This is a genomic window from Bacillus sp. EKM501B, from assembly GCF_011800505.1.
GTDB lineage: Bacteria > Bacillota > Bacilli > Bacillales > Bacillaceae_G > Bacillus_A > Bacillus_A cereus.
This window is the reverse complement of the sequence record NZ_JAALFZ010000025.1, coordinates 19,800-33,282: the sequence shown is the minus strand read 5'-3', so window position 1 is coordinate 33,282 and position 13,483 is coordinate 19,800. Positions and strand designations below refer to the sequence as shown.

Here is a 13,483-nt window from a genome sequence, read left to right as displayed (position 1 = left end):
TTCTTGTTCGTTATAATCTAGCTTACACCCTTATTGTACTATACGTTTTTTATATTTTCAACAGTCTGCATTCCTTTCACGCAATATTCATACTTCTAATACTGAAAGTTACCTTACACGACCTCTATCCATTGAAGATTCACGTCACACTTTACATACTTCATAGAAAAGATACAATAACATTACTATTTTTCAGTCTGTAGCTTGGTATACAATAAGAATATCCAAATACTAGGAGTGATCAGGATGACAAGTACTTTACTACTATTAGCTCTTACTTTGTGTGGAATAAGTGGACTATTCTCCCTAATTAGGAAGCTAACTACGCCAAAACAAGATGAGGCTAAACGTTTAATTATTATCGAATCATTGTCTATATTAGGAGTTGCATGGATAGGTATTGGACTATTCTTGTAACATACTTACACATTACTTTCGTTACGATTGAATAAAACTTATTATTCCGTCAATAATAGGGATAGGCATTAGCCAAAACTCATTTAAAGTCCTTAGTCTTTCTCCTTTCCCCTTGGAGATTCCTTGATCTGGAGCAGTTAGCTTTACTAACAGCTCCTTTTTTTGTATCTGTAAAAGCATGATATCATAGTATTACACAGAAAACATAATTACATCACTATAGTCGCTCTAGCCTGTTCGAGTACACCACAATATAAAAAACGCTTCCTATTTTTAATAGGAAACGTTACTTTTTCAGTTGTTATCCTTTTGATGTAGCATAATCCTCCACACTCCATATGCCACGTTTTTCTTTTTGTGTTTAATTTTGCGTCTTCTCCAAATAATCTACATACTTCGTATTGGGCTGATAAATATAAGCAACACGCGCTAATTCCCTTTCCACAGCATTTGATTTAAGAGTTGTCCATCGACCCACACGTAGGCTACTAATCTTTTAAACTTATCATGTTCCCCTACATCCATTTCTAACTCTACTTCTTTTCCCACTGGCGCATACTTTGCGGTAAATGCCGCTCCTTCTAATCCGAATGGTTGGAGCCCTAGTCTTGGATGATGTACTTCAGTCGTATCTTAATACATAGAAATCTCACATCCTCTACCTTACCGTTTGCTAACTTCACTCGAAACGTATCACCATCGATATGATCCAGTATCGTAGCTTTGATGATTCTATTAGCATTTTGTTTCTTACTCTCCCCAGGTACTGGGTTTATTGCTTGCTCGACCAATTCTGGATACTGCAGTTTACCCGTAAACTCTTCTTTTTTTACAGGTACGGACACTGCTGCCTCATAACTATTCTCTTCTTTCTAATTTTGCTTTGTTTCTCTTTGTTTCGCTTCCTTTCTGCTGGTCTTTCTCCGCTACATTTCTTGTAACGGGAATTTCAGTGTCATCTTTGCTACTACACCCTGTTACCAATCCTAAAATCATGCACAATGTAGAAATGAACCATAAAAATCTCTTCATCGTATGCCTCCTTCTCTTCTTGTTTTCTTCCCTGACATCATAACGAGATTGGAATCATTGTTGGAAAAACGATGGATTTCTATGATGTAGCAAAGGTTTTTGTATACATCCATTGCTGGACTCTTCTACTCTTTCATACGGACTTTTTATGATATGTATGCAGGATTCACCCATACATATACCGAAACCCCAATAGGGAATCATTCCACTAATTACCATCCCCATTTCATACCATTACATTTTGGAGGTTAAACAGGATGAAAAAAAAGAAGTTACAAAAATCAGCACTTTCTTTTACCCTACTCTTTTCTTTAGGTATTTCTTCTTTTCCGCTTACAACAACCATTCATGCGGATACACAAGGGGCACAAACTGCAGAAAAGAAACAAGTCTCTTTAACGGAGCGTACGTCATTATTTTTTGACTATCTCCAGCAAGGTAAATATGTAGAAGCACTTCAGTTGACGTCTGCTGCTTTTCAATCCAAGTTTACGGCAAACATATTACAAAACTGGTGGACACAAAGTGGCGGGAGCAGGATTACAAACATGGGAACACCTGTTATTAAAGAACGAAACTTAGTCCATCAAACGGTTGAAATTCCAGGAGCTATCGAAGGAACTACTATTCCACTACTCCTTAAATTCACGCCTGGCGGCAAAGTTGATGAAGTTGGCGTAAGGACGATGCAACAGAAATCTTATACCATCCCGCATCCTAGTTATGACCAACCTGATTCCTACCAAGAACGTGAAATCGTAATTGGAAATACTACATACCCGTTACCAGCCACATTAACGGTTCCAAAACATAAACCTGGCGAAAAAGTGCCTGTTGTTGTTCTTGTTCACGGTTCGGGTCCGCAAGATCGTGACAGTACAATTATGGGAGCTAAAATCTTTAGAGACCTTGCAGCCGGTCTTTCATCAAGCGGTATCGCAGTGTTACGTTACGAGAAACGTTCCTTAGAACACGGTTTTAAAATGAGTGCAGAACCTGCTACATTAGACCAAGATACTACAGATGATGCCATATATGCAGCGAAATCAGCAGCGCAGCAGGAAGGTATTGACCCAGGTAACATTTTCATTCTCGGACATAGCCAAGGAGCTGGCACCATGCCGCGTATACTAAGCAAAGCATCTTCATCACTTGTAAGAGGAAGTATTTTAATGGCACCTCCTGCACGTCCTTTTACTGACATGCTCCTTGATCAGTATCAGTACCTCGGGGCACCTAAGGATTTTATTGATGAACTAAAAAAACAATTCGCTTATATTAAGGATCCTACTTTTGATCCAGATCACCCACCAGCTGGTTATAATTATCCTTCTCCACATTTCATGTATGATGTGACTCGTTGGCGTCCAGTTGAGGAAACGAAATCACGAAAAGAGCCATTACTGATTCTGCAAGGCGCACGTGATTATCAAGTAACTGTAAAAGACGATTTTACGAGATGGCAAGAAGGGCTTTCAAGCCGCAGTAATGTTCAGTTCAAAGAATATCCGAAATTGAATCACATCTTCACGGAGGGCGACGGGGAATTCAGTCACCCTAGTGAATACGAAGTCCCTTCTAATGTTCCTGCGTATGTCATCCAGGACATCGTTACATGGGTCAATGAGACAAAGAAATAAGAAAACAACAAAAGCCATCATGCAATCATCATTTCGTGATGGCTTTTGTGATATTAAAACATGTTATATCAGAAATTAATCGCTTCTATGAATTGATATTTTTACAGCGCTTATTTGCTTCATATCTTGCTATTCCTAGTCCGTCAGTGCAAGAATACAAAATTTATTTCGATATGTAATAATGCATATTATTTCTCTTGGATGTTATGATATACTCTGTTTGTGAGCTGATACAATATTTCTTTAGATTGGAAAACTAAAACCTCATTAACCCAAGTTGGGGGCGCCATTTGGCGTCTTTTTTTAGTTTTGCTCCATAGGCATTTAGCTTAGATATTGAAGTAACCCTAAAACAAAAAATAAGCTGCCCATTCGGAAAACTTATGTACATCATTTTCGAATGCGGGAGTTCCATCTTTCAAAACTAACCTATTAAATAGGGTTAGATGTATAAACTATATTAGCATCGGAATATTCTCGACTTGGGGTTACCGTAAATGCTTTCTCCTAATCATCCATTTCGATAAATGACTTACTTCTGATCAATTTGCCTTTGTTGTTCTTCGTTTAAAAGGGGCTAGTTTTACATACGATAAAGCACTAAAAAACTGTGCACAAAAACCTGCATGGTAACAAGTTTTTGGCACAGTTCTATTATTTAATCCCTTTCATAAGTACCTGAATCTTTGGAGCCATGAAATATAAAATAACACTTAAAACAATGGATACTCCGCCAATTACACCGAAATAAATAATCTCTGTTTCAGGATTATATAATCGCACAAGCTGCGCATTGATAGCTTGTGCAGATGCACTCGTTAAAAACCATAGACTCATTGTTTGAGCAGAGAACGCTGCTGGAGCTAGTTTTGTAGTAATAGATAAACCTACAGGTGATAAACAAAGTTCCCCGATTACGACTAGAAGGAAACTAATGACTAACCAAATTGGGCTAACAAGGGATTCGGTACCATGGATATATGCAGGAATAATCATCACTAAGAATGATAAACCAGCAAATAATAAACCGATAGCAAATTTATTTGCTGTACTTGGTTGGCGTGAATTCAGCTTTACCCAAAGCCAAGCAAATACTGGTGCTAGTAAAACAATATAAATAGGGTTTAATGATTGGAACCATGAAGATTGAACCTCCAATCCTGCAAAGTTTAACTGCGTACGTTGATCAGCATAACTAGCTAAAATGATTGCTCCCTGCTCTTGAATCGCCCAGAACATTGTAGCAGCGATAAATAGTGGTATGTAAGCAATTAAGCGAGATTTTTCAACTTCTGTCGTCTTTGGACTACGATACATAAAGACAAAGTAGCCTGTTGGAATTAGAATACCTAAGATACTTACAAGTAAAGTAAATCGATCAATCGTTAAAATACCTGTTGGAATTGTTAACACACAAACTAGTGCAATTGCGATAATACCAATACTAAACTGTATAAGGACCTTTTTTCTTTCCTTGTCTGTTAAAGGATTTGGTACTTGCGTTCCTGCTAATCCTAGATTTTTCTTTTTCGTAAGAACATACATAATTAATCCAAATAGCATACCAATTGCTGCCACACCAAAACCTAAGTGGAAGTTATACTTTTGACCAAGTGTTCCAATCACAAACGGAGATAATAGTGCTCCTAAATTAATACCCATATAGAAAATACTGAAACCTGAATCACGACGAGTATCTGTTTCACTATATAAATCACCAACAATACTAGATACATTCGGTTTTAATAACCCTGTTCCAAGTACTAAAAATACCATTGAGATAAATAGTGTACTAACCGTTCCTGGTAGAGCTAATATGAGATGACCGATCATTATTAAAACGCCACCCCAAAATATTGTTCTACTTGAACCTAATAGGCGGTCAGCAATCCACCCACCAATAATGCCTGACATGTAAACTAACGAACCATAGATAGCCATAATGGATGCAGCTGTGGCATGATCCATCCCTAAGCCACCTTTTGAAATGGAATAGTACATATAGTAAAGTAATATTGCTCTCATTCCGTAGTAAGAAAATCGCTCCCAAAATTCTGTAAAGAATAAAGTAAATAGTCCTTTGGGATGTCCAAAGAAACCATTTTGCGGAACGCTGCGAATAATATCGCTTTTGTTAAGCTTCTCCATAAAAAAACACTCCTAATATACAGATATAATGATTCTAATTAAGTATATAACAAAAAATAGAAAATTTAAACAAATATTAATTCGTTAAATGATTAGATTTTTTAGAAAAAACTAAATTATATATTGTTTTTAATGTTGATTTCATTTAAATTATATAATATAGATATAATAATTCGAATGTTAATACTGTATAAATATAAATACAAATGTAGGAGGATTTACATATTGTCAATGAAAGTCATTACCATAGAAGATATTTATCAAGAAATATTGGATGGAAAACGGAAACGATTCCCTCCGAATACTTGGAAAGAAGATATGGATAATAAGCTCGCCCGCAGAGTAATCACATATTTATTACACAATATCTTAAAATGGGATAAGGAAGATATCAGAAAAAAATGGAACACTCAATTACTTGTAAAGTATAAATTACGAGGATTACTTAAACATAGATACGAAAATAGCCCTTTTAAAGCAATAAATGATTTATACCCAAGTGAGTTTAAAGAATGGGAGTTTGGTATGACTCCTTTAAATTTTTGGACGAAAGAAAAGGCATTAAAGATTTTGAGATGGATGATTGAAGAAAAAAAAGGTTTATCGAACGAAAAGCTCCTACGCGTATACGGCAAAAAATGGTTGGAGAAAAACAAATTAAGTGCCCCTCTGGCTATGTACTGGAATAGTAGTCCGTTTGCAATGATTAACGATTTGTACCCTAATCGTTTTAAAGAATGGGAATTTCTCATGACGCCCAATAACTTCTGGACAAAAGAAAAAGCATTAGAAGCATTGAAATGGACTATTGAAGAAAAAGAAAAATTATCGCCCGAACAAATACTGGATGTATACAGTATAAAATGGCTAAAGACTCACAGATTAGCGTCTCCATGTCAATTAATGTGGGGAAATAGTCCATTTAAAATGATAAACGACTTATATCCAGGTCGCTTTAAAGAATGGGAATTTAAAGTTACACCAGTTGGCTTTTGGTCCAAATGTAAAGCACTAGAAGCATTAAGATGGACCATTGAAGAGAAAGAAAAACTGGATGAAAAACAGCTATTAAACGTATTTAATCAACGATGGCTCATAAAACAAAAATTACGGACACCCTTACAACGCTATTGGAAAGGAAGCCCCTACGGGATGCTTATTGCTTTATATCCAAATCGTTTTTCTAAAGGTATGTTAAAAGGGTATTTTAATAATTAAAGTGGAAATGTAAGTATGCAGAGACGCCCTTTGGTGTCTCTTTTTGAAATCCTATGTAAGTACATTCTTATGTGCCTATCGCTTTATTTATTGAAGAAAGTGAACCTGTTATATTATTTCCCAATACATCTCGTCAAAGCCATACCAAGAAACCCAGCGCCCATCCCTATCAGCCACCCAGCTTGGGCGCTCCCAAACATAGATCCCACTCCCGCGCCAAGAAACGTAGCCCACGAATACTAACCCCTAGATGCCCCAGTTCGGTCGTTCCATACTTCATCCCCACCCTGTCCTTACAACATATGCTATATGCAAGCTAAACTTTCTAGCTTATGAACTGTTCATTTTCTCGACTATAAATATATGTTTCATATCCATTACTTACGGGTCCAAATGTCCTTTTTACATCAATTCTTCACTTAACTTCATTGGTTACTTTTTTCATCTCATAGGAGATTATTTCTCAACACATAACACATGGAATAACATTACCATTAATGGTAATATAAAGGTATCTTCAGTTGTTAACTGTTGTTCCCTTTTTGAAAGTCCTGTCAAAATACAGGACTTTTTAAATTTACTTCCTACTAAATTGGCTTTTTCGTTCATATTCTTTCACCTTTACATTGGACAATTAAACGATATTGGTGGAGATTCATCAGATTTTAAGTTCCTCTTTTCTTATTAAACTACATGCTTAAATATGTGGTTTTCAACTTAGATTCGAATAACAAAATGTTCACTTTTTTGATACATTTATGAAACATTCTTATAATATATTAATTATATTCTTTTTATAAATCGTATCGTTCAGTAGAAAAGTCCTAGTCCCCTCTAGGACTTTTTCTTTGCTTTTAGGACTCTTACTCAATTGAAGGGTCATTTTTTTGTTCAAATAAAATATCTATATAGAGATAACGACATTCAACTAAGTATTTAATAAATTCCGAAGAGGATATGCTGAAAAATAACGACTGTATATCCTTTTCATTAGTTTCTATACCTGATAAACCTTACAAATTTGTAATACTATTGTCACCTTAATTGATAGTAAATTGGTTAATGTTGGTTTATTATACAGACTATTGACCATATTTAATACAACATCATTGGTAGGTGTCACTTAATGGGAAGAAACTTATTACGCTATGGAATTATAAGTATAGCTTTTATTACCATCCCTATTGTATTTATACTTTTGGCGTCAGCTCATTTCATTCCAAAAGAATACAATGAGGAATGGCCAGAAGTAAAAAAGACTGCTGAACTAATAACTATCGGTTACTTCAAAAAAGAAAGAAATCTCGATATTGTAATCGAAACAATTAAACCATCAGAAGAATATAGAACACATGAAATTTATCTGCATGGACATGTCATAAACAATAAACATCAAAAATTTTCTGTTATTGTTAATTTTAGTGATAACTATTCCATTAGAGATATAACTGAAAATAGTCTTAAAACAAGGAGTATTTAACTTATGTTAGATGCTCTTTTTTGCTTAACACTTTTGTTCAATTAAGTAATTACTTGGATTCTTCAGTGGATCACTCTCCCTTTTTCAAATAAATCGGCACTTCTAAAAAACAACTTCCTACGAACGTTGATTTTTGTCGAAAATATTTTTTAGAAAACTCTAGTTTTAAGAAGGTTTTACAAAATCTTACACAGAATTAGTCATACACCGTATAAAATTGGTAATTTTTTACGATTCGTTTCATTTTATCTACCACGTTTAGACAAAATAGAAAAAACAAAGCAAAAAGGAGAGGTATAGTTTGAAAGGAAAACTTGGATTAACGATTGTAGGATTATCTGTCTTTATTTTTGGTCTTTTTGGTGTAAACATTGGAGATGGCGGAGTTGTAAAAGCTGCACATGGAGAAACTTTTGCTCCGAAATTAGAGTCGCATGGGGATTCATGGGCTCCTGCTTATGATCACGGAAGACCTCCTATTTCATCATACAACAAAGGAGATACTTGGGCTCCTTCCTTTACAAATACACATGGGGAAGGAATGGCTCCTAAAAAAGAGACTCATGCAGATTTAATCGCTCCTTCGCTAGAATCTCATGGTCATACTGGTGGTGCTCCTGCTTTAAACTGTGGAGAAACACCTGTTCCGATACAAGATACGCATGGACATTATCCAGCTCCAAAACTAGAAGCAGATGGGGACCATGGCGGGGCTCCTTCTAATACAGAACCTGGCGAAGGTATCTAAGTTCCCAAAAGGGGATCAAATTAAATTTTAAATGAATCGTATACCAAAAGAAATCTATTTTACGTAACAAATATGATGTATACGCATGTTTTCTAATGTGATACACTGTACCCGAGAGAAATCTCTACTACATAAGTGGTTTTCAAGTCTAAAAAATACACCTATTAACTAGGTGTATTTTTACAGAGTGTTTGGAAACCCTTTAGGGTTCCCAACACTCTGACAAAAGTACCTTATATAATATATGGTACTTTTGTATTTTATGTTTTAGAATTCCTCGATTTGAACTGTAAAATTGAAATATAATACAGATTACAAACCGTTTTATACGTATCTCAGTTGAACCTCAGAAGCACATCTTGTTTTAACTACTACTATTCTTCTCTAATTTCTTTCAGTATAGCGTTAAGCTTTTCACCGTGTATAAAGTTTGCTTCCTTTACGACCTCTGGTAGTAGGTATTTTTTCTCCAAGTTTTCTAATATGCCATTAATCTCATTATAATAATTTTTACATTTTATAAATTCTATAACCATATATGAAATTAATGGAAAAAACCAAATGCAAAAGACAAAGAATATTATAATGAACTGAACATTTGCAGTCAGCAATATACCTGCTAGTATAATAAATACCAGTACATTAGATAGTATTACTACCATTTTATCTACCTATATTCATGGCATTATATACCCTAAGCTTCTTCTTGTTGCAATTAGATTTTCTATACCTATCTCTTCAAGCTTTTTTCTTAATCTATTTATATTAACAGTTAAGGTGCTATCATCCACAAAATAATCAGATTTCCATAAAGTTTCTAAGAATGAATCTCTTTTTACAATATTTCCACGATTGTTTATTAAGCATGAGAGTATTTTAACTTCATTTTTAGTTAATTCTACAGACTTGTTTTGATAAGTAACTGTTGCATTTGAAAGATTTAAATTAAAATCCCTATAAATTAGGAAGCTCATCCTGCTTCACTTCTTCCTAATTGGATTTATTTTTAAATACGGTACATGAAATTACCAATAATAAAAAAATCCTTCAAATAGGGCCATATTACATTTTCTCATTCTGTGAGATTAATCTAATGATACAATAAAGTACAAGTCTCTATTTTAAAGAACTAGAAAACTCAATGTTCTGGTGCTGTAGTTGTACATAATTCCATTACAGTAAAGATACAAAATAAAACATTAAAGCTCTGTTCACGATCTAATCGTTCAAAAATCATCAACGATAAACGCCTCCACTTTTCTCATATAACATCACATCACATAATATAATCAACAAATCTGTTATAAAAAAAAGAGAGGCGCATGCCCCACTTAAAATTGAAATCCAAACTTTTTACTATCATCTGTAGCTTTTTTCCTTACTTTAAATAGACTTAAGAAGCTTTTTATACCCCAGCTGAATACTATCTATATTGTATGACTTCATAATTTCATAATACCTTGTTTCGTTTGTTGTAGAATTGAAAAATGAATCTCTTCCATCTCTAGTAAGCTGATATTTTCCCTTTTCAGTAAACTCAGCTCGTATTTTATACTTTCCTTCTTCTACCTCAAAATAGTAATGAGCTTGTCCATTTTGTAATCTAGACACTATTTTTTCTTCAACTATTTCTTCATTTTCATTAATTAAATATAACTTTATTTCACCTATTTCAGGTGCGATTGTTTGTTCCTCAGGATCAATCCAACCATCCTCATTTTCATCAAACCAGATATAACCAGAAATAGTCCCTTTCTCTGGATCCCAAACCTTATCCATCTCTTCTGCAAATGCTAAATTTTTTGGTAAAAATAATGTAAAAATGAATAATAAAACTGACATACATGTTATAGATTTAATTGTTTTCATCAATATCATCACCCAATCCTATAATATTTAACAAGAATATATAAATATTAATACGATATACAATATACTACAAGACTGGTTTTATTAACCAATATTTATTATAATTATAATAACATAAGCAATTTATTAATAAGATAAATATCTAATTTAATGAATTACTAGATAAAAATTAATTCTCGTATGGTAATCCAAACTTTTTCCACTCGAGAAATCCGCCTTTTAAATTAACTACTTCCTTTATACCAGCTTTTTGTAAGATGCTAGCTGCTATAGCGGAACGCAAACCAGTTCGACATTGTAAAACTATTGGACAATCTTTCGGTACAGAATCTATCTTCTCAAATAGATTACCTAATGTAATATGTATTGCATCATGAAGGTGCCCTTCCCCCCACTCTTTTTTACTACGTACATCGATAACCTTAACACTTCTATCTTTTATATGCCGATATAATTCAATTGATGTTTTTTCCTTGTAGCCTTCTAATATATCAAATTTTTTTATTACTTTTAAAGGTGCAAAAGCAACAATATTATCTAGCCCAATAGATTCAAAGTCCCTAATGACTTCCTCAACTTTAACCTTTTCCTCATCTAGAATTATTAAAGTCTCTGTTTTATAATCTAGTAACCATCCACACCAAGAAATGGGTTATTGAGCCTTCAGAAAAGGATTATCCTTCTACTATCTCTTTCAATGTAATGATTGATGTTCCCCTAGGAATAGATTCTACTCGTTGGAAAATCATTTTACATGGATCTAGGACTGAAGCTTACACAAATACTAAATATTATATTGCAAGTCCAATTGGTGCCACTAGCAAATTCACAGTGAAAATATATGCTATTACAAATTAAAAAATAAAGAATCCAAATGGAATTCCTTTTTGATGGAATACCATTCGGATTCTTTTTTGATTTTAATTCGTTAACATTAGGATGATGATTAAATTTATTTATATACCATTTAAACCATTAGATAATTCATGTTTGGAACGGCCCTTACTTTTTAAAGAGAAATTCAAAATTGTTAACTACCTTTTCCACCTTATCATTTATTCAAAATTGGCTTCCAAAGCGATAAGGCAAAAATCCAATTTGAGTCACCATTTCCTTGATGATCTTGAACCGCTTCATACACTTTTCCCTCATGTACTACTCTATCACCCTTAGTATATGCTTTTCTTGCATCCCATTTTTCATATGTGGAATCCTCTGATTTTGTTGTTACATTCAAAATATCACTTCTACTAGATTCATTTCCAGCTAAATCAACCGCCGTCACTACATATTTATACGATGTATTAGCCTTCAAATCTTTATCCATAAAGGATGTATTAGCCGCTGTCCCAATTTTATTCATAACCCCAGCGCTTTCTCTATATACAATATAATGGTCTACGCCTACATTATCTTCAGACGGACTCCACATCAAGTCAACAGTTGTCGCTGTTGTACCCATACTATGTAATCCTTTTGGTTGAGTTGGAGCCTCTATATCTGGGATTGCATGTGTTGTCTTAACCTTTAGTTTTTCACTTTCTTTTGATATGTTCCCAGCAGAGTCTAATGCCTTTATTGTATAGGTATATTCCGTATCTGCTTTTAATTTTTTATCAATAAATGTTGTACCTGGTACCGTATCAATTGCTTCCCCATTGCGTAACACTTGATATTCCTTTACACCTATATTATCCGTAGAAGCCTTCCATGTTAGTGCAACACTATTGGCAGTAACTTTAGACGCATTTAATTCAGTTGGTTGACTTGGAGCTACTGTATCGGGAGTTTCATTATTTACTAGATTTACATCAATAACATTATAAAACGCATTTGACGTATCTGCTACATCCCATACAGCTAAAATAACATGATAACCATTGCGATCAGTTGGTACATTAATTGTATGTGTTAAATTATTTGATGCGGCAGAACCATCATGTTTCACAGTTCCAATTGGTTCTAATTCAGCACGTGTTAATGGTTTATTAGGATTCCATCCCTTTTTTGTAATGTAATAATGCCAATTACTTGTAGGATGTGCAGCTGTATATTTCCATGTAAAGGTATTTGCTCCACCCTTAATCGTGTTTTTGAACCAGCGATTTGATGTTTGTTGGTCAAGAATTCCTCCAAACAGTCCTCCTGCCGAAGCGATTTTTCCATCAATCGGTCCCCCATCTGGGAATCCTTTAGGTGCTTCTAGGCTTTGAGGTTCGTACATTATATTTCCACAATTTAAATTCAGTGCTCCATAATTCTGACTACATAAAGCAGCACGGCTACTTGGCTTTTCAACAAATCCATGTGCATAAGCACTTTGAGGAATCATAGTAATAGCCGTTACCCCTGCAGCTAAAACACAAGCACCAATTCCTTTTTTACTTTTTCTTAATCTTTCCAATTTAGATGTTAATTTCAAATTCATTCTTGTCCCCCCAATATATTATTGTTATCGCTAATATAATAGCAATATAGAGATAAACGAACAAATTACTAATAAATATACTAATACCTCTTATACATTGGTACGTTTATTATTATTTTTAATCTCATTTAAAAATAAAGTAAATACAATTACGCTATTTTGTAACATTATGTATTTAAAGAAGAATAAACACTTCGTTTAATTTCACAAAAAAATTCAAATATTAAAACAGATAATTAAATCATGTAGGAAAAATAAATTTTTTATATTACAAAAAAGCAAAAAAAGTCTGGAAGAAACCGATTATATCCGTTTCTTCCAGACTTTCACTTCTTTTATACCACTCACAAGTCCTTTATCCTTAAACATATACACTTGAGGTTAAAACCCACATAACTAATATAACCTATATGTTGACTAGCTTCTAAATGTTAAAATTCATAAATTAATAGTAACAGACCAATTAAAACAAGCCATTTAGCAAACACATATAATATTCTTAC

Annotated in this window: 11 protein-coding genes and 5 pseudogenes; 6 read left to right on the top strand and 10 right to left on the bottom strand. The window is 33.9% G+C overall.

Annotation, left to right across the window (positions count from 1 at the left end; all coding sequences use genetic code 11):
• Positions 1–246: 246 nt before the first annotated feature.
• Positions 247–417 (top strand): hypothetical protein, encoded by a 171-nt coding sequence (locus tag HFD78_RS26175; RefSeq protein WP_000204757.1) that lies wholly within the window; start codon positions 247–249, stop codon positions 415–417.
• A 429-nt stretch (positions 418–846) separates the two neighbouring features.
• Here the strand turns inward: HFD78_RS26175 and HFD78_RS29695 are convergent.
• From HFD78_RS29695 to HFD78_RS26165, 3 genes and pseudogenes are all read right to left on the bottom strand, one after another.
• Positions 847–990 (bottom strand): annotated as a pseudogene (locus tag HFD78_RS29695) (thermonuclease family protein); the annotation flags it as partial.
• 29 nt (positions 991–1,019) lie between these two features.
• Positions 1,020–1,262 (bottom strand): hypothetical protein, encoded by a 243-nt coding sequence (locus HFD78_RS29690; protein WP_000115905.1) that lies wholly within the window; start codon positions 1,260–1,262, stop codon positions 1,020–1,022.
• Positions 1,263–1,275: 13 nt separating this feature from the next.
• Positions 1,276–1,449 carry a hypothetical protein gene (locus HFD78_RS26165; RefSeq protein WP_167754543.1) on the bottom strand — a complete coding sequence of 58 codons (174 nt, stop codon included), beginning with the start codon at positions 1,447–1,449 and terminating at the stop codon, positions 1,276–1,278.
• Between the two features lie 257 nt (positions 1,450–1,706).
• On the opposite strand from HFD78_RS26165, the gene HFD78_RS26160 reads away from it, so the two are divergent.
• Complete coding sequence (locus tag HFD78_RS26160) at positions 1,707–3,089, top strand: alpha/beta hydrolase family protein (RefSeq protein WP_000727499.1); 1,383 nt, start codon at positions 1,707–1,709, stop codon at positions 3,087–3,089.
• Positions 3,090–3,743: 654 nt separating this feature from the next.
• Here the strand turns inward: HFD78_RS26160 and HFD78_RS26155 are convergent.
• Complete coding sequence (locus HFD78_RS26155) at positions 3,744–5,237, bottom strand: peptide MFS transporter (protein ID WP_000413411.1); 1,494 nt, start codon at positions 5,235–5,237, stop codon at positions 3,744–3,746.
• A 177-nt stretch (positions 5,238–5,414) separates the two neighbouring features.
• Between HFD78_RS26155 and HFD78_RS26150 the strand changes: the two genes are divergently transcribed.
• Entirely contained in the window at positions 5,415–6,455 is a 1,041-nt protein-coding gene (locus HFD78_RS26150; protein WP_050428216.1) for a DUF4046 domain-containing protein, read from the top strand.
• Between the two features lie 456 nt (positions 6,456–6,911).
• Here the strand turns inward: HFD78_RS26150 and HFD78_RS26145 are convergent, their stop codons facing one another.
• Positions 6,912–7,064 (bottom strand): hypothetical protein, encoded by a 153-nt coding sequence (locus tag HFD78_RS26145; protein ID WP_157405095.1) that lies wholly within the window; start codon positions 7,062–7,064, stop codon positions 6,912–6,914.
• 517 nt (positions 7,065–7,581) lie between these two features.
• Here HFD78_RS26145 and HFD78_RS26140 point away from each other — a divergent pair.
• Together HFD78_RS26140 and HFD78_RS26135 are read left to right on the top strand one after the other, a co-directional pair.
• Positions 7,582–7,935: a hypothetical protein gene (locus HFD78_RS26140; protein WP_000533250.1), complete on the top strand. Its 354-nt coding sequence runs from the start codon at positions 7,582–7,584 to the stop codon at positions 7,933–7,935.
• Positions 7,936–8,236: 301 nt separating this feature from the next.
• The gene (locus HFD78_RS26135; protein WP_000676733.1) at positions 8,237–8,683 is read left to right on the top strand and encodes a hypothetical protein; all 447 of its coding nucleotides are present in this window, start codon (positions 8,237–8,239) and stop codon (positions 8,681–8,683) included.
• Positions 8,684–9,060: 377 nt separating this feature from the next.
• Here HFD78_RS26135 and HFD78_RS26130 read toward each other — a convergent pair.
• The 4 genes and pseudogenes from HFD78_RS26130 to HFD78_RS26115 all read right to left on the bottom strand — a co-directional run.
• Positions 9,061–9,345 (bottom strand): annotated as a pseudogene (locus HFD78_RS26130) (sensor histidine kinase); the annotation flags it as partial.
• 15 nt (positions 9,346–9,360) lie between these two features.
• Positions 9,361–9,648: pseudogene (locus HFD78_RS26125) on the bottom strand (winged helix-turn-helix domain-containing protein); the annotation flags it as partial.
• A gap of 418 nt (positions 9,649–10,066) precedes the next feature.
• Positions 10,067–10,552, bottom strand: coding sequence for an SdrD B-like domain-containing protein (locus HFD78_RS26120; RefSeq protein ID WP_000849082.1), 486 nt, complete (start codon positions 10,550–10,552; stop codon positions 10,067–10,069).
• A gap of 169 nt (positions 10,553–10,721) precedes the next feature.
• Positions 10,722–11,198, bottom strand: a pseudogene (locus tag HFD78_RS26115) (rhodanese-like domain-containing protein); the annotation flags it as partial.
• Here HFD78_RS26115 and HFD78_RS26110 point away from each other — a divergent pair.
• Positions 11,198–11,410, top strand: a pseudogene (locus tag HFD78_RS26110) (phosphatidylinositol-specific phospholipase C); the annotation flags it as partial. The pseudogenes HFD78_RS26115 and HFD78_RS26110 sit on opposite strands and share 1 nt — an antisense overlap.
• Positions 11,411–11,603: 193 nt before the next feature.
• Here HFD78_RS26110 and HFD78_RS26105 read toward each other — a convergent pair.
• Positions 11,604–12,980, bottom strand: coding sequence for a lytic polysaccharide monooxygenase (locus HFD78_RS26105; protein WP_001049841.1), 1,377 nt, complete (start codon positions 12,978–12,980; stop codon positions 11,604–11,606).
• Positions 12,981–13,483: the final 503 nt, after the last annotated feature.

Bases quoted from the DNA above. Each gene is read 5' to 3' on its own strand.
- HFD78_RS26175 (WP_000204757.1), top strand. From the start codon at position 247: ATGACAAGTACTTTACTACTATTAGCTCTTACTTTGTGTGGAATAAGT.
- HFD78_RS26165 (WP_167754543.1), bottom strand. From the start codon at position 1,449: ATGAAGAGATTTTTATGGTTCATTTCTACATTGTGCATGATTTTAGGA.
- HFD78_RS26160 (WP_000727499.1), top strand. From the start codon at position 1,707: ATGAAAAAAAAGAAGTTACAAAAATCAGCACTTTCTTTTACCCTACTC.
- HFD78_RS26155 (WP_000413411.1), bottom strand. From the start codon at position 5,237: ATGGAGAAGCTTAACAAAAGCGATATTATTCGCAGCGTTCCGCAAAAT.
- HFD78_RS26150 (WP_050428216.1), top strand. From the start codon at position 5,415: ATGTTAATACTGTATAAATATAAATACAAATGTAGGAGGATTTACATA.
- HFD78_RS26145 (WP_157405095.1), bottom strand. From the start codon at position 7,064: ATGAACGAAAAAGCCAATTTAGTAGGAAGTAAATTTAAAAAGTCCTGT.
- HFD78_RS26140 (WP_000533250.1), top strand. From the start codon at position 7,582: ATGGGAAGAAACTTATTACGCTATGGAATTATAAGTATAGCTTTTATT.
- HFD78_RS26120 (WP_000849082.1), bottom strand. From the start codon at position 10,552: ATGAAAACAATTAAATCTATAACATGTATGTCAGTTTTATTATTCATT.
- HFD78_RS26105 (WP_001049841.1), bottom strand. From the start codon at position 12,980: ATGAATTTGAAATTAACATCTAAATTGGAAAGATTAAGAAAAAGTAAA.